Consider the following 18,718-nt stretch of genomic DNA (forward strand, 5'->3'; position numbering starts at 1 on the left):
GAATGTTTTTACAACACCCGTTCAAAAGCGCTTGACTTACAAGATTATTGCACCAACAATGCAAACATTGACATGTACTTATGTACTTGTTGATAAGAAGTGAGCAGGCTGAGGAGGGGGCAAGAAGCTTCTTGCTTTTATGGCTCGTGTGATTAGTTTTTATTTGAAAGTTTTTTATGGCAACTGGTACTGTTAAATGGTTCAATGATTCCAAGGGTTTTGGCTTCATCACTCCTGATGACGGCGGCGAGGATCTGTTCGCGCACTTCTCCGCAATCAATATGGCCGGTTTCAAGACCCTCAAAGAAGGTCAGAAAGTCCAATTCGAAGTCACGCAAGGCCCTAAAGGCAAGCAAGCTTCCAATATCCAGGGCGTGTAATCTCCCTCGGAAGCCAGAAAGCCCCGCTGCGGCGGGGCTTTTTTTCTTGGGCGCAGTCTCTCAGCCGCTGCGCCCCCGCTCCCCAGGCGCAACCCTCCACCAGCGCCGCAAGCAGTTCCGGCGTGCCCCGCAGAATCTCCTCGACCTCAGGCCCATCCAGCGCCGCCTTCTCGTCCATGCGTTTGATGAAGGTCTCGTAGCGCTCGGCCAGCTGCCTGGCGCTGGACGCCATAGATCAGCTTGCCGATCCGTTCGTAAAAAGGTAGGTCGGCCATGCCGCGTCTCAACCCATGTAGTCGATCATGACCTCGCCGAAGCCCGAGCAGGAGACCTGGGTCGCGCCCTCCATCAGGCGCGCGAAGTCGTAGGTGACGCGCTTCGACATGATCGCCTTCTCCATCGAGCTGATGAGCAGGTCGGCCGCCTCGGCCCAGCCCATGTGACGCAGCATCATCTCGGCCGACAGGATCAGCGAACCCGGGTTCACATAATCCTTGCCCGCATACTTGGGCGCGGTGCCGTGGGTCGCTTCGAACATCGCCACCGAATCCGACATATTGGCGCCTGGCGCGATACCGATGCCGCCGACCTGGGCCGCCAATGCGTCCGAAATATAGTCGCCGTTCAGGTTCAGGGTCGCGATCACGCTGTACTCGGCCGGGCGCAGCAGGATCTGCTGCAGGAAGGCGTCGGCGATCGAATCCTTGACGACGATGTCGCGGCCGGTCTTCGGGTTCTTGAACTTGCACCACGGACCGCCATCGACCAGCTCGGCGCCGAATTCGCGCTGGGCCAGCGCATAGCCCCAGTCGCGGAAGCCGCCTTCCGTGTACTTCATGATATTGCCCTTGTGGACCAGGGTCACCGAAGGCTTGTCGTGGTCGATCGCATACTGGATCGCCTTGCGCACCAGGCGCTCGGTGCCTTCGCGCGAGACCGGCTTGACGCCGATGCCCGAGGTCTGCGGGAAGCGGATCTTCCTGACGCCCATCTCGTTGACGAGGAAGTCGATGATCTTCTTCGCGCCCTCCGACTCGGCGGCCCACTCGATACCGGCGTAGATGTCTTCCGAATTTTCCCTGAAGATGACCATGTCGGTCTTCTGCGGCTCCTTCAGCGGCGAAGGCACGCCGGTGAAGTAGCGCACCGGGCGCAGGCAGACGTAGAGGTCCAGCTCCTGGCGCAGCGCCACGTTCAGCGAGCGGATGCCGCCGCCGACCGGGGTCGTCAGCGGGCCCTTGATCGACACCACATATTCTTTCACCGCATCGAGGGTCTCCGGCGGCAGCCAGACGTCGGGGCCGTAGATCCGGGTCGACTTCTCGCCGGCGAAGATCTCCATCCAGCTGATCTTGCGCCGCCCGCCATAGGCCTTCGCCACCGCCGCGTCGACCACCTTCAGCATCACCGGAGTGATGTCGACGCCCGTGCCGTCACCCTCGATGTAGGGGATGACCGGCTGGTCCGGGACGTCCAGGGAAAAGTCGGGCTTGACGGCGATCTTCTGGCCTTCGGTGGGTACTTTAATATGTTCGTACATCGTGTTCTCCGTAGGGGCGCGCTGGGCTGCGATAATCACAATATTGATGACGATTGCTATTTTGCTCTAAAAACCGATTACATGTCCCTCATCTTATTCAACAAGCCATTCCAGGTACTCTGCCAGTTCAGCGCCGAGCCGGGCCGCGCCTCGCTGGCCGATTACATCGATATCCCGAATATCTACCCGGCCGGCCGCCTCGACGCCGACAGCGAAGGCCTGATGCTGCTCACCGACGACGGCCGCCTGCAGCACCGCATCGCCCATCCGGACCAGAAGGAAGCCAAGACCTATATCGTGCAGGTGGAAGGCGCGGCCGACGCCGAACTGCTGGCGCGCCTGCAGGCGCCGCTCGACCTGGGCGACTTCGTGACCAAGCCCTGCCGCGCGGTGCAGATCGCCGAACCCGAATGGCTGTGGCCGCGCAATCCGCCGATCCGCGTGCGCCATGACAAGCCGACCAGCTGGATCGCCATCACGCTCGAAGAAGGAAAGAATCGCCAGGTGCGGCGCATGACGGCCGCGGTCGGACTGCCGACCTTGCGCCTGGTGCGCACCAGCATCGGCCCGTTCTCGCTGGCCAGCCATCCGCTGATGCCGGGCGACTGGATGGAAGTGCCGGCGGAGGCCGTCGGTGCCGGAAAGGCGAAGAAAGGCTGAGGGTTGACTTGCCTCAAGGGCAAGACCCTCATCCCGAAAGGAATGCCTGCCGTTAACGAGCCAGATTCACGTCGTGGATCGATTTCTTAACGAAAAGGAACCCGAAATGTCCAAACTCATCGCTGGGCTGTTTGCTTCGCTGTTCGCCGTTTCCGTGTTCGCCGCCACCCCGGCAGCCGCGTCCGCAGCCGCACCGGCCGCGTCGCCGGCGGAGCCGGCCGCCGTCGCACCGAAGAAAGCCAAGAAGATGAAAAAGACCAGGAAAACCGCAGCCCCCGCGATGCCATCCGAACCGGCCAGGTAAGCACCGGCGCCGGACAAGCGAGGCAGGCCGCGGCCTGCCTTTTTTCAAATTCGGGGTCAAATTCGGGGTCAGAGCACTTTTTTTGGCAAGATCCTCACGGCATCCCTGCTGGGCGATTAGTCGCGATGGAAGGCTGGACCTGCCCTATCCCAGCGCTGAAGCATGCGCCTGGGCAGTTGCCCAAAAAAGTGCTCTGACCCCGAAGTTGGCAAACGAAAAAACCCGCCGGACCGGGGTCGGGCGGGTCTTTCATCCTTCGGAACTGCGCGCCCGGAGGCGCGGCAGGTGTCGCTATCAGGCCGACAGGGCCTTGATGGCGGCAGCCAGGCGGCTCTTGTGGCGAGCGGCCTTGTTCTTGTGGATAATTTTCTTGTCAGCGATGCTGTCGATGGTCGACACGGACTGCTGGAAGATGGTGGTCGCAGCGGCCTTGTCGCCAGCCTGGATGGCCTTCTTGACAGCCTTGATCGCGGTGCGCAGGGTCGAGCGCTGTGCCGAGTTGTGAGCGTTTTGCTTAACTGCTTGACGAGCGCGCTTGCGCGCCTGTGCGGTATTTGCCATGGAAATTCCTAATCGGTGTAAGTTGCGTCCGCAAACACCTCAAACGATTAGTGTCTGCCAACTGAATTCAATACAGCCCTCGATTATAGCGAAGGTTTCATCGCAGGGCAATTCCCAATTCATATTCCTGTCCGCTTTACCCCGCAAAAAGCGACGCCACGGAGGTTTCCTGGGGCTATTGCCCAGCTATAATCGCGGCCTATGAACCTACTCCGAACCTTGGCGGCCATCTCGAGCATGACGATGGTTTCCCGCATCACCGGCCTGCTGCGCGACAGCCTGTTTGCCCGCGCCTTCGGCGCCTCGCCCTACACCGACGCCTTCTATATAGCGTTCCGCCTGCCCAACCTGCTGCGCCGCCTGTTCGGCGAAGGCGCCTTTTCGCAAGCCTTCGTGCCCATCCTGGCCGAATACAAGACCCAGAAGGGCGAAGCCGCCACCCACAGCCTGGTCGACCACGTCGCCACCACCCTGGTCTGGGCGACCGTGCTGGTCAGCGTGCTCGGCGTTATCGGCTCGCCGCTGATCCTGATGGCCATCGCCAGCGGCCTGGACGGCGACGGCTTCGACAAGGGGGTTGTGATGACCCGCCTGATGTTCCCCTACATCGCCTGCATGTCCTTCGTGGTGCTGTCCGGCGCCGTGCTCAACACCTGGCGCGAGTTCAAGATCCCGGCCTTCACGCCGGTGCTGTGGAACCTGTCCTCGATCATCTTCTCGCTATTCCTGGTGAAGTACTTCGAGGTGCCGATCTATTCGATGGCGGTGGCGGTGATGGTCGGCGGCGTGGCCCAGATCGCGATCCAGATCCCGGCCCTGAAGCGCATCGGYATGCTGCCGCGCCTGTCCTTCAACCCGCTCTCGGGCCTCAAGGACCCCGGCGTGCGCCGCATCCTCAAGAAGATGGGCCCGGCGGTGTTCGCCGTCTCCGCCGCCCAGATCAGTCTGCTCATCAACACCAACTACGCCTCGAACATGGGCGGCGGCGCGGTCTCCGTGCTGCAGTATGCCGACCGCCTGATGGAATTCCCGACCGGGATGCTGGGCGTGGCCCTCGGCACCATCCTGCTGCCCAGCCTGTCCAAGGCCAATTCGGACGGCGACGTTGCCGAATACTCGGCCCTGCTCGACTGGGGCCTGCGCCTGACCCTGCTGCTGGCCCTGCCCGCCGCGGTCGGCCTGGCGGCCCTGTCGACGCCGCTGATTGCCGCCCTGTTCAACTATGGCGAATTCAACGCCGCCAACGTGGCCGCCGCCACCGCGCCGCTGATGGCCTATGCCGCCGGCCTGCTGGGCATCATCCTGGTCAAGATCCTGGCGCCGGCCTTCTATGCGCGCCAGGACATCCGCACCCCGGTGCGGATCGCCATCGGCGTGCTGATCGCGACCCAGGCGATGAACCTGGTCTTCGTGCCGCTGCTGGGCGTGGCCGGGCTGGCGCTGTCGATCGGCATGGGCGCCTGCATCAACGCGCTCTTCCTGTTCATCGGCCTGCGCAAGCGACGCATCTACACGCCGCATGCCGGCTGGCTGGGCTTCTTCCTGAAGGTGGTGGCCGCCGTCGTCGTGATGGGCATGGCGGCCTGGTTCAGCCAGGCGCAGCTCGACTGGGCTGCGTTGCGCTCCCATCCCTTCCTGCGCATCGGCGCCCTGCTCCTGATCATCGGCTTCAGCGCCGCCGTCTACTTTGCCGTGCTGTTCGCGCTGGGCTTCCGTCCGCGCGACTTCATGCGCCGCGCGAAGTAAGACGGTCCTTCGCGTCCTTCGCGTCCTTCTCGTCCTTCTCGTCGTCGCCGGAACCCGAGGCTTCCGACGGCGGCGGCGGTTCGGCCGGTTCCGGCGGTGCCGCATTTTCCGCCGGCGGCGGTTTTGCATTCTCCGGATCGCCGCGTCCCGGGAACAGCGACGGCGGCTCGGACGGCGCGGCGCCGGGCGGCTGGCCGGCGGGCGGCTGGCCGGCAGCGGGCTGGCCCGGCTGGCCGAACAACCCCGGCTGCCCCGGCTGACCCGGCGGCTGCCCCGGCTGCCCCTGCGCCACCCCCTGCCCGGTCGCCGCAAACTTCCAGTCCGAGATGTGCTCGCGCCCCTCCAGGTTCTGGAAGCGCGCATCGAAGTTCGCCTGCTTCAGCGGCTTGGCCTGCGACAGGCTGTACACCGCCACCACCCCGCTGCCCTTGCCGTCGATGCCGCCTCCCTTGTTCAGCCAGACGATGCCCCACTCGGCCTTGCCGCTGACCGGGTCGACGAAGATCTTGCGCAGGTGACGGCGGGTGCCGGGAAAGCGCGGATCCTTCAGCAATTCTTCCAGCGAGGGCGGCTGCGGCGGCTGGCCGCGCGGGGTGGCCTCCGCATAGCTGGCCAGCGCGGCGCTGAAGGCGGCACCGATCTCCAGCAGCTCCTGCTCGGCGGCGGCGCGGCGCAGCAGGGCGTCGGCCTTCAGGGTCGCGGCGCCCACCAGGCCGATGATCGTGACCAGCACGATCAGACCGACATAGGTGAAGCCGGCCTCGCGGCGCAGCCGCATGCAAGGCCCGCGCGCTACCATTCCGAATACGGCTTGCCGTTATGGCCCTTGCCCTCGGCGCCGCTGCGGATGTCGTACACGTTGCCGCGCGACGGATCCTCGGGCGGCACGACGATCCAGCTGGCGTCGCTGTCCGCCACCGGATCGAAGGGCAGGCGCGGCAGGTATTTTTTATCGACCAGCTGCTCCAGCGATTCCGGATAGCGTCCGGTATCGGCATGGAACTGGTCGATCACTGCGCGCATGGTGCGCAGGTTCTCGGCCAGGATGGTCTCCTTCGTCCTGTCGACGCTCGGGAAAAAGCGCGGCACGGCCAGGGTCAGCAGCAGAGCCACGATACCCAGCACCACCAGCAGTTCGATCAGGGTGAATCCGCGGTTCGTCTTCATGCGTTCACCACCTGCCGTAGGGGATGCCGTTCAGGCCCACCCGGCCGGACAGCGAATACACGTCGTACACGTCGTCGCCCTCCTTCGGTTCTTTGGCCTCGCTGGCATAGCTGCGCTTGCCCCAGGTCTGGGCATCGTCCAGCGCCGGGTCGGCGGCGAAGGGATCGCGCGGCAGGCGGCGCAGGAAGTAGATCTTCGCCTTCTTCGGGCTGCGCTGGTCGACCACGCCGTCGGCCAGCAGCTCCAGCCTGGGCGGATAGCCGGTCGCGCCCACGGCCTTGGCGATGCGGCCTTCGTCGCTGGCCTTCTTGTAGGCGTCGATGGCCTGGCGGATCTCGCGCAGGGCCAGGCGCAGGTCCTGCTCGTGGCGGCGCTGCATGGCCATGCTGGCGGCTGGCACCACCATGGCCCCGAGCAGGGCCAGGATGGCGAGCGTGACCAGCAGCTCAATCAGCGTGAAGCCGCGCGCGCGACGCATCATTGGCGGGACGGCACCGGYGTCACGTCGGGCTGGGGCAGCGGCACGGCCTGCACCTCGGGCGTCGGCGGCAGCGCGGTGGCGGGACTCGAAGGCGGCGCGGATGGCGGCGGACCGCCCATGTTGACGCTGGTGGCCGGCACCATCGCCGCCGGCGCAGGCGCAGGCGCGGGCACCGGTGCAGCGGCGGGCGAGGCCGGCGCGGACAGCTGCGGACGGCCCGGCAGCGTGGCCGGCAGGCGCAGCGCCTGGTCCGGACGGCGCCGGAAGCTGGCCTCGGTGCCGGCATTGAATTCGGCGGCGCCGGCGGCGGGACGCTGGATGTTGCGCACCAGGTGGGGCGTGATCGACAACACCACCTCGGTCTTGTCCCGGGTGTCCTGGCGGCTGCCGAACAGGCGGCCGACCAGCGGCAGGTCGCCCAGGCCCGGCAGGTGGGTGGCGCTGCTGCGCTCGTCGTTCTTGATCAGGCCCGCCAGCACCTGGTTCTCGCCATCCTTCAGCTGCAGCATGGTGGCGGCCGAGCGCGTGCCGATGCGGTAGGCGGTGGTGCCGGTCTTGGTCTGGATGGTGTCGACCAGGGTGCTGGCCTCGAGCGAGATGCGGATGCCGATCTCGTTGTTCAGGTAGATGGTCGGCTCGACGTTCAGGGTCAGGCCGACGTCCACGTAATTCACCGACTCGGAGGCGAAGCCGCCCACGCCCGAGGAGATGGTGGTGGTGATGGTCGGCAGCTTGTCGCCGATGACGACCTTGGCCTTTTCCTTGTTGCGCACGCGGATGCGCGGCGCGGCCAGGGTGTTGGCGTCGCCGTCGGTCTTCTTGGCGGCGATGGTCGCCGACACGCCGGTCACGCCGATATTGCCGGCATTGAGGCCGCGCACCTGGTCGATGGTGAGAGGGACGTCGTTCAGGTTCTTCAGCGGCGCGAAGGACAGCGCGGTCGGCCAGTCGACGCCGAGATCGAGCAGGCGGTTGCGCTGCACCTCGAGCACCTCGACGTCGAGCACGACCTCGGGTTCCGGCACGTCCTGCAACTGGACCAGCTGGGTGGCCAGCCTGACCGCTTCCGGGCTGTCGCGCAGGATCACCAGGTTGRGCTTTTCGTCGACCACCACGTCGCGCGACTTGAGGATGGTCTTGAGCGTGTTGGCGATGCTCTTCGCGTCGGCATTCGCCAGGAAGAAGGTCTTGACCGTCATCTCCTGGTATTCCTTCTGCTTGGCCGCGATGTTCGGGTAGATCAGGATGGTGTTGCCGTCCATGACCTGGCGCTCGAGCTGGTTGGTCATCAGGAGGTAGTAGACCGCCGATTCGACGGTGCTGTTCTTCAGGAAGATGGAGGCCCGCTGGTCGGTCTTGACGTCCTTGTCGAACAGGAAGTTGAGGCCCGAATGGCGGGCGATGACTTCGAAGATCTGCTTGATCGGGGCATCGCGGAATTCCAGGCTGATCGGCGTCCTGAAGGCCTGGGCCAGGGCCGCCTCGCCCGGCGCCGCCGCGGTCTTTTCGGTGACCTCGGCCAGCAGCCGGCGCGCCGGTTCGTGGCTGKGGCGCTCGCTCAGGATCGCGCCCAGCTTCTGGCGCGCGGCGTCGTAGTCCTTGCGTTCGAAGGCGGCGCGCGCGTCCTCGAGCAGCACGGCGTGGCGGCGATCGGCCTCGACCAGGCGCAGGCCGGCGCGGGCGCGGTCGTTGACCGGATCGATGCCCAGCACGCGCTGGTAATCCTGCAGGGCCAGCTGCACATTGCCGTCGGCGAGTTCGCGGTCGGCCTGGGTCAGCAGGCGGTTGGTGGCGTTGTCGCGCGCGCCCAGCCAGGCCGTCTTGTAGGCCGCATTCGCCGGATCGGCGGCCACCGCTTCCTGGTATTTCAGCAGGCCGGCCTCGACCCTGTCCTGGGCCACCAGCGCATTGCCCTCGCGGTAGGCCGCCTGGCCGGCGCAACCGGCCAGCAGGATGGCGACTGCAAGAGGTACCGCCAAGTTACGGGACAGACGCAGCATCAGTCGAATACTCCAATATTGAGCTGCTGAACCTGGTTCAGCGGCAAATAGGTCAGGGTCAGCAAGGGCGGTGCGATGGCGTCGACGCGATAAGTGCCGTCGATCAGGCTCTTGTCGTGCACGACATAGGTGCGGTCGCCGCGCGTCAGGTAGACCTCCCAGGCGCCGTTGGCCACCGCCTTGCCGATGAAGGTGAAGGGCAGCGGCGGCGCGCTCGGCGGCGCAGGCGGCGGCGCGGGTTGAGGCGGCGGCGGAGGCGGCGTCCAGTCCTGGCGTCCGAACACGCCGCTCTCGCCCTGGCGGAATGCGGCCTCGCTGTCGCCGACCAGGGCTTCGCGCGGTATCAGTGCCAGGATGCGCGGTCCGCCGGAGCCCTCCGCCGCGGCCGGTGTGGCCGCCGCGGTGGCCGCTGCGAGCGCGGATGGGACAGGTGATGCGGCACGCGGGCGCGGTGCCCGCTCCGCCGCCTCGGCCACCTCGACCTCGGGCGAGCGGTCGCCGAAGATGGCCAGCAGCGCGGCGCCCGCCAGGGCCGCGCCCAGCAGCAAGTGGCGCGGCTTCATCGCTCGCCTCCCGGAACGTCCTTCAGGTAGAGGGTCAGGCGCAGGCGCGCCTCCACCACCGGATCGCCGATGCTGTCGCGGCGGAAGCCGATGTCGTCCAGCGAGGCGAACGGGATCGCGCGCAGCGCGCCCAGCGCGAACTGCCAGATGGCGCCATAACTTCCCTTCACCGGCAGGTTCACCTGGTAGGTGTAGAAGCGCGCATTGCGGTCGTAGGCGCTCTTGTACTCGCCCTGGCTGAGCGACAGGCCGTTCTTCGCCGCCAGCGCGAACAGGGTCTTCACCTGTTGCTCGGCGTAGCTGCGCGGGCCGAGGGCGGCATAGAAAGCGTCCAGCGTGTCGGGCGGCGGCGCGGCCGGAAGCGCGGGCGCCGGCACCTTTGATGCCGGGCTCGCCGTGCGCGCCGCGGCCGCCTTCAGCGCATCGTGTTCCTGGTCGGCCCGCACGGCCGCGTGCAGGGTCCAGGCCAGCGCCGCGAGGCAGGCCAGGATGGCCAGCCCGATCACCGTCAGCAGCGGATTGGCGCCCACGGCCAGCCGCAGGCGCAGCATCAGGCCGCCGAAGGATGGGGAGCTCATTGCGCCGCCCTCCACTGCGCGTCGAGCTGGAAGCGGATCGGCCGGTTCGGATCCTGTTCGTTGATCTCGTGGCGCGCCAGGACGACGCTGCTGAACCATTCCTGTTTCCGCAGCTGCCCGACGTAGGCGATCATGTCGTCGCTGCTCTTCGCCTCGGCGGTGATGAGCACGCTGTGCCTGCGTGCATCCGGTTCCAGGGCCAGCAGCGCGACGCTGGCCGGCGTGCCGGCCTGCACGGCGTCGTGCAGCGCGCGCCAGGGCAGGTTCAGCTGCAGCACGGCGGCGTTCACCGCGGCCGCCTGGGCGTCGGACACGGGCGGCCGGGCCACGGCCGGCGCCACCGTCCGCGCCTGCGCCTGGGTGCGCGCCTGCGATTGCGCGCGCAGCAAATCGATTTCCCACTGCCGCTTGCCGAGTCCGAGAGCGGCGGAAACCAGGCCGAATGCGACGCAGGCCAGCACCCACAGCGCGACCCAGCTCAGGCGTGGCGTGCGGAACACGCTGCGCACCAGGCCCGGCGGTGCGAAATCGATGCGGACCTTCTTCATGGCGCCCTCCCCGTCATGGCCAGGCGCGCGCTGTCCGGCCACAGCGGATCGAGCTCGTCCTCGAACAGGGTGCAGGCGAACTTCAGGCGCCCGGCGCTGCTGGCCCAGCCTTGCGGCGCCGGGCCGCAGACCTGCAGGCGCTCCGGGCGGCCCAGGCCCACGCGCAGAGCCTCGCGCGCGACGTGGCTTTCCAGCCAGTCGCGGTCGGCGCCGTCGGGAATCGGCGCGGTACGCACCGCGGCCAGCTGTCTGCCCTCGAAGGCCGCCACGCTCAGCACGCCGCCGTGCACCAGGCCGAACCAGGCGCCAGGACGCAGCCGCGAACGGAACTGGTTCAGCGCGGCGACGAATTGCGGCGCCACCTCGACCAGGTGGAAGCGGTGGCTGGCAGCGGCCTGCCGCRGCTGCGCCAGCAGGGCCTGCGGCACGGCCGCGGCCAGGAAGGGCTGGCTGGCGTTCCAGTCGGCGCGGATGCTCCATCCGGCCAGGCCGGCGCCGAACAGCGCCTGGTAGCGCAGCGCGGCGGCGGCTTCCAGGTCGGCCATCCGCGCCGCGCCGCCCGGGGGCGCAACCTGCCACAGGCGCACCAGTTCGTCGGACAGCACCACGCTCACGCGCATGCCGGCCACGTCGTGCTCATCCAGCAGCAGCGGCAGCGCCTCCGCGATCGCATCCAGGCCAGTGTACGCGCCATCCGCGGCCAGGCGCAGCTGTCCGAGCAGCAGGGCGCGCTCGTGCTGCCAGGCGCTGGTGCGCACCAGCGCCAGACCGTCGGGCGCGATCCCGAGGCGCAGCGCCTGCGCCAGCCAGGGTCTCAGCCATCTACGCATGCAGGGTCACCCGTTTGATCTCTTCGATGGTGGTGGCGCCGCGCCTGACCAGGTCGAGCGCGGCCATGCGCAGGCTGCGGGTGCCGTTGGCGGCGGCCGCGGCCTTGATGCGGCGGATCGGCTGCTTGTCGACGATCAGCTCGCGGATCTCGTCGTTCAGGGTCAGGATCTCGGCGATCGAGCGGCGGCCCTTGTAGCCGGTGCCGCGGCAGTCGCCGCAGCCCTTCCCGCGCATGAACAGGTAGTCGCCCACCTCTTCCGGGTGCAGGTGCGCCGAGGCCAGCTCGGCGTCGTCCGGCTCGTATTGCGCGGCGCAGTGCGGGCAGTTCATGCGGATCAGGCGCTGGGCCCAGATGCCGTTCAGGGCCGAGACGAAGGCATACGGATCGATGCCCATGTGGGTGAAGCGGCCGAACACGTCGAACACATTGTTGGCGTGGACGGTCGTCAGCACCAGGTGGCCGGTCAGGGCCGACTGCACCGCGATCTCGGCGGTCTCGCGGTCGCGGATCTCGCCGACCATGATCTTGTCCGGGTCGTGGCGCAGGATCGAGCGCAGACCCTTGGCGAAGGTCAGGCCCTTCTTCTCGTTGACCGGGATCTGCAGGATGCCCGGCAGCTGGTATTCGACCGGATCCTCGATGGTGATGATCTTCTCGCGCCCGTTGTGGATCTCGGTGAGCGCCGCGTACAGGGTCGTGGTCTTGCCCGAGCCGGTCGGCCCGGTCACCAGCAACATGCCGTAGGCTTCCTGGGCCAGCATGCGCAGGGTCGCCAGCGAGGGCGAGTCGAAGCCCAGCGCCTCCAGGGTCAGCGCGCCATAGGACTCGATCATGGCGCGCTTGTCGAGGATACGGATGACCGCGTCCTCGCCGTGGATGCTGGGCATGATGGAAACCCGCAGGTCGATCTCGCGGCCGCCGGACTCCACGCGGAAGCTGCCGTCCTGCGGGATGCGGCGCTCGGCGATGTCGAGTTCGGCCAGCACCTTCAGGCGCGAGATGATGTGCTCGGCCAGTTCGATGCCGCCCACCGAGGCCGCATGATCGAGCACGCCGTCGACGCGGTATTTCACGGCCAGGCCGCCGGCCGTGCTCTCGAGATGAATGTCGGAGGCGCCGGCCTTCAAGGCATCGTACAGGGTCGAGTTGACCAGCTTGACGGCCGGGCTGGCGCCCTCCGACACCGAGGCGAAGGACAGCATCGTGGCGGCCTTGCCGTCGCGGCGCCCGGAGTCGCTGTCGCCCACCAGCGTATCGACGGCGCGCGCCGATTCCTCCTGCTTGCCGAGATAGGCCTGGATGTCGCCGGCCAGCGCCAGGCGCAGGTGCAGCGGACGCACAGCCGTGCAGCCGGCCTGCGCCGCCAGCCAGGTCTGGAGGTCGAGGTCGAAGGGGTCGGCGATCACGCCGGTCAGCTGCCCCTCTCCGTCTTTCAGCAGGACGCAGTTGCGCGCCATCGCATGCGCCAGCGGCAGCAGGTCGAAGGCCGGCTGCCGGCCGAACATCTCGGCCGTCTCCATGACCGTCAGGCCGAAGGGCTCGGCCAGCCGGCGCACGATCTGGCGTGCTTCCAGCCCGGACAGGGACTGCAGCTCCTCGACCAGCGAACGCTGCGACTGGCGGCTCTGGGCGCGCGCGCGAGCCAGCAGGGCGGGATCGAAGTGAGCGAACATGTCGGCGTTCGAATCAGTCACGACATGTCTCCGGCAAGGTCGAAGATCGGCATGTACAGCAGCACCACGATGGCGCCGACCACCAGGCCGATGGCGGCCATCAGCAGCGGCTCGAAGGTGCGCGTGAAGCGGTCGATCCAGCGCCCGATCTCGCCGTCGTAGAAGGCGGCCGAGCGGGTCAGCATCGGGCCCATGTCGCCGGTGCGCTCGCCCACCCGCAGCATGCGCAGCGAGATCGGCGTGGTCAGGCCGTTGGCCTCGAAGGCGTCGGACAGCGGACGCCCGGATTCGATCGCCGCCTTGGCCGCGCGCAGGCTGGCGCCGATGCCGGGCGAGACCATGCCCTGCACGGTCTCGATCGCGCTGACGATGGTGATGCCGCCCTCGTTGAGCATGCCCAGGGTCAGGTAGAGGCGCGACAGTTCGTAGACGCGGGCGCGCTCGCCGATGCCCGGCAGCTTCGCCAGCAGGCGCGCGGCGCCGCCCTGGCGCAGCACGCGGCGCATGCCCCAGCCGGCCAGCAGGATGGCGGCGGCGAAGGACAGCAGCAGGCCGCCGGCGTGGCGGCCGGCGAACTGGCCCCAGTCCAGCATCAGGCGCGACATCCACGGCAGGTTGCGCCCGGCCCCTTGATACACCTCGGCGAAGCGCGGCACCACATAGGACATCAGGAAGATCGAGACGCCGCCGCCGACCACCAGCAGGATCGCCGGATAGATCGAGGCGCTGACGATTTTCGAGCGCACGGCATCGATGCGCTGCTGGTATTCGATATAGCGTTCGAGGGCGCGCGGCAGGTCGCTGGTGCCCTCGGCGGCACGCACGATGCCGACGTAGAGCGGCGGGAACAGGCCCGGCTGCTCGGCCAGCACGCCGGAGAAGCGCTTGCCCTCGCGCAGGCCGGCCAGCAGGCGCTCCAGCACCGCGCGGGTGGACGGACCGGCTTCCTTTTCGAGCAGGGCTTCGAGGCCCTCGACGATGCCCAGGCCCGCGGTCAGCAGGGCCAGCAGCTCCTCGCTGAACAGGACCAGCGACAGCTTGCCGCCGCGCCGGCGCAGCTGGAAGCCGGCCGCGCRCGCCGGTTCGACCGCGCTGACGTAGAGACCGCGCGCCTCGACCTGGCGGCGGGCGTCGGCTTCATCCGAGGCATCGACCACCACGCTGGCGATGCTCATGTCGGGAGCGAGGGTGCGGACCGCGAACTGCACGGCAGGCGCGCTTATTGCGAGCTGATGTCGGCGGCGTCGCCGGTGCCGCCCGGCTGGCCATCCTTGCCGAGCGAGACGATCTCGTAGTCGCCCTTGGTGCCGGGCGCACGGTACTGGTAGGGGTGGCCCCAGGGATCAGGCGGCACGCCCTTTTTCAGGTAGGGACCGTTCCACTTGCCGGCGGCGGTGGGCGGCGCCACCACCAGGGCGTTCAGGCCTTCCTCGGTGGTCGGGTAGCGGCCGACGTCGAGGCGGTAGGTGTCGAGCGACTTTTCGAAGGCTTCGATCTGGGCGCGCGCCACCGTGACTTCGGATTTGCCGAGCTGGGAGAAATACTTGGGGCCGACATAAGCGGCCAGCAGGCCGATGATGACGATCACCACCAGCAGCTCGAGCAGCGTGAAACCTGCGCTGCGGGCCTTGTCGACACGACCGTGTGCGCCCCGGTACTTCTCTGAAACCATCCCCACTCCTTTGTGCTTTTGGAAAGCCTAGCCGTGCAAGGCTACCATGCTCCTAGACGCACAGACAATTTCTTTTTTACTATGCAACACAAGTTGCGACAATCGAAGGAAACGTATCGATGCGTCACAGGCTTGTAACCGAAAAAAGCTAGGAATAATGCAGCCACGCAAGGGGAATCGCCGGGGAAATCAGCGCGCCTGCAGAACCCCGCTGCCGCCCAGCTGGCAGGTGCCGGCGCGGCAGACGGCGCCGGGATCCATCATGTATTGGCAGGTCGAGACCCTGCCGTCCGCCGCATTGGCGGTGCGCCGCTCTTCCTTGTAGCGCTCGCCGAGGGCCTGGAGTTCGGCCTGCTGCGTCTTGCCCGAGGACCAGGCCAGGTAGCTTTCGGGCCCTCCGCAGGGACGCGCACCGAGCGCCAGCGTATGACATTGCGCATCGCTGGAACAGTCCGGCGTGCCGACCAGGGCGCGGATGCGCGCAAGGGTATCGCCCGGTTCGCCTGCGGCGGCGGCCGGCGGGGTCTGGGTGCCGCGCGGCACCTGCCGGGCCTCGGGGGTGGCGGCGCTGCAGGCGGTACAGGCGGCCAGCGCCAGCAATAAGGGGATCAGGGTTCGCATGGACCCATCATGCGCCCCGGCCCGTCGCAGCGTCAAGCGTACCGATGGGGCGTCGGCACCCTTCGTTCATAAGCGCCTGTTACACGACAGATGCTTAGTTAATTCAAATATTATTCGGCTGAATGTGAATATCGCCGTTCGTTCGCTTGTGTGTTATCTGCCACACAAAGTTATCTTAAATGATATATTCTATGGCAAGTTTTGGGCAGTCCCGCAAGCCGCGCATCCGCGCATCCTCACCGAAAAAAGGCAAACCATGATCAGGACCACACTTCGCGGCGGTGTACTCAAACATATCTTCGGCGCTGCCGTCCTTGCCATCGCCTCCGCCGGCGTGGCCCAGGCGGCCGTCATCGATTTCGAAGGCCAGAGCGGGCCGGCGCTCAACACGAGAAGCTTCGTGCAGGACGGCTACAAGGTCACCTTCCTCGATCCGGGTGGCGTTGCGCCGCCGAACACGATCCTGATCGGCCGCTTCATCGACGGTGGCAACCTGGCCAGCTGCGGTCCGAACGTTTGCCCGATCAATAACACGACGACCTACTTCGACCTGCTGACCAGCGGCCTGATCGACATCACGCCGAACGTGTCGGGAGCGACCTTCAGCTTCAGCGGACTGGACGCCAGCTTCATCGCCGCCCTCGGCGAACAGTACCCGTCCATCCCGGCCGCGCTGCAAGTGATCGGCCTGCGCGCCGACGGGACCACCGTCGACACCATCCAGTTCAACATCCCGGACACGATCGCCTTCCAGCACTTCGACGCGACCGATGCCGTCGGCGGCCTCGACTTCTCGCAGCAACAGTTCATCGAACTGGCGATCGTCGGCTTCCGCTGCAACGCGGAGGGCCAGTGCGGTGGCCTGGACGGCAATCCGGCCCAGATCGGCCTGGACAATATCGCCCTGTCCGACCTGCCCAGCAACGAGGTGCCGGAGCCGGCCAGCGCGGCCCTGCTGGCGCTGGGCCTGTTGGGCGTGGGCGCAGGCACTCGCCGCCGCCGCTGATCCCTTCGCGGCACCGCCGGCGCGGCCTCCGGGATGCGCCGGCTCCCCTCCTTTTCTGCCCTCCTCCTCCCACGTGCCGAAGCGATAACACAGCTTGCCGCGGATGTGAATTTGTTTATGCAGTTTTTCCAGATGTCAGTACGCAAACGTCGCATCAGCACGACGTTGCCTTGGTGTACTTAAAATTTCCCAGGGTACACTTTCGGCATTTACTCGCAACTTCGCTTATTTCCACACAAAAATCTTTCAAAACATCAATATTTGCACTAAATTAACGAAAAAAATATTGAGCCGCGGAAAATTTCCTGCCTACAATAGATCATCTGTTGAACGCACCCTCTTCCGCACCATGAAACTTCACGCCTTCCGCTCCGTTTCCGCCCTCGTCGTCGCCGTCATCCTCGCCGCCTGCGGCGGTGGCCAGGCCGACCAGCCGACCCAGACCGCTGCCGCCGTGCTCGTGTCCGGACAGTCGGGCACTGCATCCCAGGTCGCTGCCACCATGCCGGTGCCGGATTGCGCCGCCGATGGCTGCAAGAGCCCGCGCATCATCGACGGCAACGCCGAAGCCTACCGCTACGATGCGATGCGCCGCGCCGCCGCCGGCCAGGCAGCCGGCGACACCAGCAGCAGCATCTGATTCTTGCCGGAGGCTCAGGCTTCCAGCAGGCGTAGTTCGAGGCAGCGCGCCAGAGCGTGCGCGCGATTGCCGACCCCGAGCAGGCGGTAGATCCGCTGCAGGTGGTTCTTGACGGTCAGCGCGCTGATCCCGAGGATCAGCGCCATCTCTTCATTGCTCTTCCCCTCGCGCAGCCAGCCGACGATCTCGGTTTCGCGCGCGCTCAGCGGCCGCGGCGGCCGGCCGGCGGCATGCGCTTCCGACGCCGGCAGGCGCAGCAGCGCCAGGTGCAGGTGGGCGAGCAGCAATTCCAGGAAATAGGCATGCCGCGGCCCCGGCCGCATCGGCAGGCCGAACAGCAGGAATACGCTTGCCCCGTCCGCCAGCGGCCCGGTGCCGTGCACCAGCACGCTGTCGAAGCCGGCTTCCCGCAACTCCGTTCCGAAACCGGCCAGGGCGCCGCGCCTGCCGTCCGCCTCATCCGCGCCGAGGTCGGCCAGCGCCGGCAGCCTGCCGCCCCGCATGCAGTGGCGGGCGATGCGCAGCGCCAGGCCGTCGCGGCAGTCTGCCAGCAGGGTTTCGGCATCGGCCGGAAGCAGGGTCGCATGCAGGCATTCCAGCCGGCGCAGCGCACCCGAAGGCGCGAACTGCAGCGCCACCATCACCTGGTGCGGCAGCAGTGCCTGCAGCTGGCCCTGGGTCCAGAGAAAGAACTGGCGCATGCTGGCCACCCGCAGGCCGGATTCGACGGCGCGCAGCAGGTATTCCTGCTCCTGCCGGCTGAGGATGACGACCGCGTCCACGCGCGAACTCAGGCGACCTCGGACCAGTCGACGCGCGCGTTCCAGGCCACGAAGCGGTAGCCGGTGCCGCGCACGGTTTCGATGTGTTCCTGGTGGCCGCTGGGCTGCAGGGCGTTGCGCAGGCGGCCGACGTGGGTATCGACGGTGCGCTCGTCGAGCACGGCATGGCGGCCCCAGACCTTGTCGAGCAGCTGGGAACGGGTGTGCACGCGCTCCGGATGGTGCATCAGGAAGTTCAGCAGGCGGAATTCGACCGGTCCCAGCGCCAGCAGGCGCGAGCCGGCGATCACGCGCTGGGTGCCGGGATCGAGGCGCAGGCCGGCCATCTGCACGGTCTCGCTCGACACGTGCGGAATGCGCCGCCGCAGCACCGCGCCCATGCGCGCCAGCAGCTCGCGCGGATTGAAGGGTTTGCCGAGGTAATCGTCGGCGCCCGATTCCAGTGCCAGGATCTTGTCGTGCTCGCCGGTTCGGCCGGACACCATGATGATCGGCAGCTCGCGGGTGCGCGCCTGGGCGCGCAGGCGGCGGATCAGCGCCTCTCCGGATTGTCCGGGCAGGTCCCACTCGAGCAGCAGCATGTCGGGCAGGCTGTCGTCCATCAGCACCAGGGCCGACTCGGCGTCGAGGCAGCTGGCGGCATGGTGGCCGGCGCTGCTCAGGTTCAGCTCGAGCAGCCGGCGGATGGCGGGATCGGGGTCGACCACGAGAATGTGTGCTGCCATGGAGCTCGGTCTACATTGCTGGGTCTGCGGGAACAGGAATGATTTTAATATGCACCAAGCAAGATGGACTGAACAATATGATTTGCCTTGGAGATTGATATCTTTCCCGAATAAATGAGAAAAGCGCGCAAACCCTAGAGGGAAGCGGGCTTCCCCCGTCCGGAACAGGCCGGCGAGGGCGCGGGAAAAGTGGCGAAAAGGATACATACAAGACACAAAAAACCCGCCTGCCATCGCGG

Annotated in this window: 22 protein-coding genes; 6 read left to right on the forward strand and 16 right to left on the reverse strand. The window is 66.9% G+C overall.

Features of this window, described 5'->3' with window-relative positions; genetic code table 11:
- The first annotated feature begins 176 nt into the window (after window positions 1–176).
- Window positions 177–380, forward strand: a complete 204-nt coding sequence (locus AC1DIX_RS10875; RefSeq protein ID WP_060566744.1) for a cold-shock protein — start codon at window positions 177–179, stop codon at window positions 378–380.
- Window positions 381–663: 283 nt separating this feature from the next.
- Here the strand turns inward: AC1DIX_RS10875 and icd are convergent, their stop codons facing one another.
- On the reverse strand, window positions 664–1,920 hold the full coding sequence (icd, locus tag AC1DIX_RS10880) for an NADP-dependent isocitrate dehydrogenase (RefSeq protein WP_477324208.1): 1,257 nt from the start codon (window positions 1,918–1,920) through the stop codon (window positions 664–666).
- An 81-nt stretch (window positions 1,921–2,001) separates the two neighbouring features.
- On the opposite strand from icd, the gene AC1DIX_RS10885 reads away from it, so the two are divergent.
- The gene (locus tag AC1DIX_RS10885; protein ID WP_442121710.1) at window positions 2,002–2,580 is read left to right on the forward strand and encodes a pseudouridine synthase; all 579 of its coding nucleotides are present in this window, start codon (window positions 2,002–2,004) and stop codon (window positions 2,578–2,580) included.
- Window positions 2,581–2,686: 106 nt separating this feature from the next.
- Window positions 2,687–2,884: a hypothetical protein gene (locus AC1DIX_RS10890; RefSeq protein ID WP_477324210.1), complete on the forward strand. Its 198-nt coding sequence runs from the start codon at window positions 2,687–2,689 to the stop codon at window positions 2,882–2,884.
- A gap of 294 nt (window positions 2,885–3,178) precedes the next feature.
- On the opposite strand, the gene rpsT is transcribed toward AC1DIX_RS10890, so the two are convergent.
- Entirely contained in the window at window positions 3,179–3,445 is a 267-nt protein-coding gene (gene rpsT / locus AC1DIX_RS10895; RefSeq protein WP_047823157.1) for a 30S ribosomal protein S20, read from the reverse strand.
- Between the two features lie 201 nt (window positions 3,446–3,646).
- Between rpsT and murJ the strand changes: the two genes are divergently transcribed.
- Window positions 3,647–5,191: a murein biosynthesis integral membrane protein MurJ gene (gene murJ / locus AC1DIX_RS10900; protein WP_442121712.1), complete on the forward strand. Its 1,545-nt coding sequence runs from the start codon at window positions 3,647–3,649 to the stop codon at window positions 5,189–5,191.
- Here murJ and AC1DIX_RS10905 read toward each other — a convergent pair.
- The 12 genes from AC1DIX_RS10905 to AC1DIX_RS10960 all read right to left on the reverse strand — a co-directional run bounded on the left by AC1DIX_RS10905 (window position 5,172) and on the right by AC1DIX_RS10960 (window position 15,326).
- The gene (locus AC1DIX_RS10905; RefSeq protein WP_477324212.1) at window positions 5,172–5,969 is read right to left on the reverse strand and encodes a type II secretion system protein; all 798 of its coding nucleotides are present in this window, start codon (window positions 5,967–5,969) and stop codon (window positions 5,172–5,174) included. The two genes, murJ and AC1DIX_RS10905, sit on opposite strands and share 20 nt — an antisense overlap.
- A 14-nt stretch (window positions 5,970–5,983) precedes the next feature.
- On the reverse strand, window positions 5,984–6,358 hold the full coding sequence (locus AC1DIX_RS10910) for a type II secretion system protein (protein ID WP_442121714.1): 375 nt from the start codon (window positions 6,356–6,358) through the stop codon (window positions 5,984–5,986).
- 4 nt (window positions 6,359–6,362) lie between these two features.
- Window positions 6,363–6,839, reverse strand: a complete 477-nt coding sequence (locus AC1DIX_RS10915; RefSeq protein ID WP_477324214.1) for a prepilin-type N-terminal cleavage/methylation domain-containing protein — start codon at window positions 6,837–6,839, stop codon at window positions 6,363–6,365.
- The gene (locus AC1DIX_RS10920) at window positions 6,836–8,839 is read right to left on the reverse strand and encodes a secretin N-terminal domain-containing protein (protein ID WP_477324216.1); all 2,004 of its coding nucleotides are present in this window, start codon (window positions 8,837–8,839) and stop codon (window positions 6,836–6,838) included. The genes AC1DIX_RS10915 and AC1DIX_RS10920 overlap by 4 nt, the downstream gene beginning before the upstream one ends.
- Window positions 8,839–9,402 carry a hypothetical protein gene (locus AC1DIX_RS10925; protein WP_477324217.1) on the reverse strand — a complete coding sequence of 188 codons (564 nt, stop codon included), beginning with the start codon at window positions 9,400–9,402 and terminating at the stop codon, window positions 8,839–8,841. The genes AC1DIX_RS10920 and AC1DIX_RS10925 overlap by 1 nt, the downstream gene beginning before the upstream one ends.
- Window positions 9,399–9,980, reverse strand: coding sequence for a hypothetical protein (locus tag AC1DIX_RS10930; protein ID WP_477324219.1), 582 nt, complete (start codon window positions 9,978–9,980; stop codon window positions 9,399–9,401). The genes AC1DIX_RS10925 and AC1DIX_RS10930 overlap by 4 nt, the downstream gene beginning before the upstream one ends.
- Window positions 9,977–10,528, reverse strand: a complete 552-nt coding sequence (locus AC1DIX_RS10935) for a PilN domain-containing protein (protein WP_477324221.1) — start codon at window positions 10,526–10,528, stop codon at window positions 9,977–9,979. The genes AC1DIX_RS10930 and AC1DIX_RS10935 overlap by 4 nt, the downstream gene beginning before the upstream one ends.
- Window positions 10,525–11,358, reverse strand: coding sequence for a hypothetical protein (locus tag AC1DIX_RS10940; RefSeq protein WP_477324223.1), 834 nt, complete (start codon window positions 11,356–11,358; stop codon window positions 10,525–10,527). Before AC1DIX_RS10940 ends, AC1DIX_RS10935 begins: the two co-directional genes overlap by 4 nt.
- Complete coding sequence (locus AC1DIX_RS10945) at window positions 11,351–13,033, reverse strand: GspE/PulE family protein (protein WP_477324326.1); 1,683 nt, start codon at window positions 13,031–13,033, stop codon at window positions 11,351–11,353. The genes AC1DIX_RS10940 and AC1DIX_RS10945 overlap by 8 nt, the downstream gene beginning before the upstream one ends.
- Window positions 13,034–13,050: 17 nt before the next feature.
- Entirely contained in the window at window positions 13,051–14,241 is a 1,191-nt protein-coding gene (locus AC1DIX_RS10950; protein ID WP_477324225.1) for a type II secretion system F family protein, read from the reverse strand.
- 11 nt (window positions 14,242–14,252) lie between these two features.
- Window positions 14,253–14,705, reverse strand: a complete 453-nt coding sequence (gspG, locus tag AC1DIX_RS10955) for a type II secretion system major pseudopilin GspG (protein WP_442121722.1) — start codon at window positions 14,703–14,705, stop codon at window positions 14,253–14,255.
- A gap of 189 nt (window positions 14,706–14,894) precedes the next feature.
- The gene (locus tag AC1DIX_RS10960; protein WP_477324227.1) at window positions 14,895–15,326 is read right to left on the reverse strand and encodes a hypothetical protein; all 432 of its coding nucleotides are present in this window, start codon (window positions 15,324–15,326) and stop codon (window positions 14,895–14,897) included.
- Between the two features lie 256 nt (window positions 15,327–15,582).
- Here AC1DIX_RS10960 and AC1DIX_RS10965 point away from each other — a divergent pair, with 256 nt between their 5' ends.
- Window positions 15,583–16,332 carry an NF038120 family PEP-CTERM protein gene (locus AC1DIX_RS10965; protein ID WP_477252576.1) on the forward strand — a complete coding sequence of 250 codons (750 nt, stop codon included), beginning with the start codon at window positions 15,583–15,585 and terminating at the stop codon, window positions 16,330–16,332.
- A gap of 349 nt (window positions 16,333–16,681) precedes the next feature.
- Window positions 16,682–16,972: a hypothetical protein gene (locus AC1DIX_RS10970; RefSeq protein ID WP_477324229.1), complete on the forward strand. Its 291-nt coding sequence runs from the start codon at window positions 16,682–16,684 to the stop codon at window positions 16,970–16,972.
- 14 nt (window positions 16,973–16,986) lie between these two features.
- Here AC1DIX_RS10970 and AC1DIX_RS10975 read toward each other — a convergent pair whose 3' ends face one another.
- Together AC1DIX_RS10975 and AC1DIX_RS10980 are read right to left on the reverse strand one after the other, a co-directional pair.
- Entirely contained in the window at window positions 16,987–17,754 is a 768-nt protein-coding gene (locus AC1DIX_RS10975; protein WP_477324231.1) for a LuxR C-terminal-related transcriptional regulator, read from the reverse strand.
- An 8-nt stretch (window positions 17,755–17,762) separates the two neighbouring features.
- Window positions 17,763–18,479, reverse strand: coding sequence for a winged helix-turn-helix domain-containing protein (locus AC1DIX_RS10980; RefSeq protein WP_477324233.1), 717 nt, complete (start codon window positions 18,477–18,479; stop codon window positions 17,763–17,765).
- Window positions 18,480–18,718 lie beyond the last annotated feature (239 nt).

Source organism: Massilia sp. 05N420, from assembly GCF_056397205.1.

What these genes read in the sequence shown, in the direction of transcription:
- AC1DIX_RS10875 (WP_060566744.1), top strand. Translation starts at nt 177, where the DNA reads ATGGCAACTGGTACTGTTAAATGGTTCAATGATTCCAAGGGTTTTGGC.
- icd (WP_477324208.1), bottom strand. Translation starts at nt 1,920, where the DNA reads ATGTACGAACATATTAAAGTACCCACCGAAGGCCAGAAGATCGCCGTC.
- AC1DIX_RS10885 (WP_442121710.1), top strand. Translation starts at nt 2,002, where the DNA reads ATGTCCCTCATCTTATTCAACAAGCCATTCCAGGTACTCTGCCAGTTC.
- AC1DIX_RS10890 (WP_477324210.1), top strand. Translation starts at nt 2,687, where the DNA reads ATGTCCAAACTCATCGCTGGGCTGTTTGCTTCGCTGTTCGCCGTTTCC.
- rpsT (WP_047823157.1), bottom strand. Translation starts at nt 3,445, where the DNA reads ATGGCAAATACCGCACAGGCGCGCAAGCGCGCTCGTCAAGCAGTTAAG.
- AC1DIX_RS10905 (WP_477324212.1), bottom strand. Translation starts at nt 5,969, where the DNA reads ATGCGGCTGCGCCGCGAGGCCGGCTTCACCTATGTCGGTCTGATCGTG.
- AC1DIX_RS10910 (WP_442121714.1), bottom strand. Translation starts at nt 6,358, where the DNA reads ATGAAGACGAACCGCGGATTCACCCTGATCGAACTGCTGGTGGTGCTG.
- AC1DIX_RS10915 (WP_477324214.1), bottom strand. Translation starts at nt 6,839, where the DNA reads ATGATGCGTCGCGCGCGCGGCTTCACGCTGATTGAGCTGCTGGTCACG.
- AC1DIX_RS10925 (WP_477324217.1), bottom strand. Translation starts at nt 9,402, where the DNA reads ATGAAGCCGCGCCACTTGCTGCTGGGCGCGGCCCTGGCGGGCGCCGCG.
- AC1DIX_RS10930 (WP_477324219.1), bottom strand. Translation starts at nt 9,980, where the DNA reads ATGAGCTCCCCATCCTTCGGCGGCCTGATGCTGCGCCTGCGGCTGGCC.
- AC1DIX_RS10935 (WP_477324221.1), bottom strand. Translation starts at nt 10,528, where the DNA reads ATGAAGAAGGTCCGCATCGATTTCGCACCGCCGGGCCTGGTGCGCAGC.
- AC1DIX_RS10945 (WP_477324326.1), bottom strand. Translation starts at nt 13,033, where the DNA reads ATGTTCGCTCACTTCGATCCCGCCCTGCTGGCTCGCGCGCGCGCCCAG.
- gspG (WP_442121722.1), bottom strand. Translation starts at nt 14,705, where the DNA reads ATGGTTTCAGAGAAGTACCGGGGCGCACACGGTCGTGTCGACAAGGCC.
- AC1DIX_RS10960 (WP_477324227.1), bottom strand. Translation starts at nt 15,326, where the DNA reads ATGCGAACCCTGATCCCCTTATTGCTGGCGCTGGCCGCCTGTACCGCC.
- AC1DIX_RS10965 (WP_477252576.1), top strand. Translation starts at nt 15,583, where the DNA reads ATGATCAGGACCACACTTCGCGGCGGTGTACTCAAACATATCTTCGGC.
- AC1DIX_RS10970 (WP_477324229.1), top strand. Translation starts at nt 16,682, where the DNA reads ATGAAACTTCACGCCTTCCGCTCCGTTTCCGCCCTCGTCGTCGCCGTC.
- AC1DIX_RS10980 (WP_477324233.1), bottom strand. Translation starts at nt 18,479, where the DNA reads ATGGCAGCACACATTCTCGTGGTCGACCCCGATCCCGCCATCCGCCGG.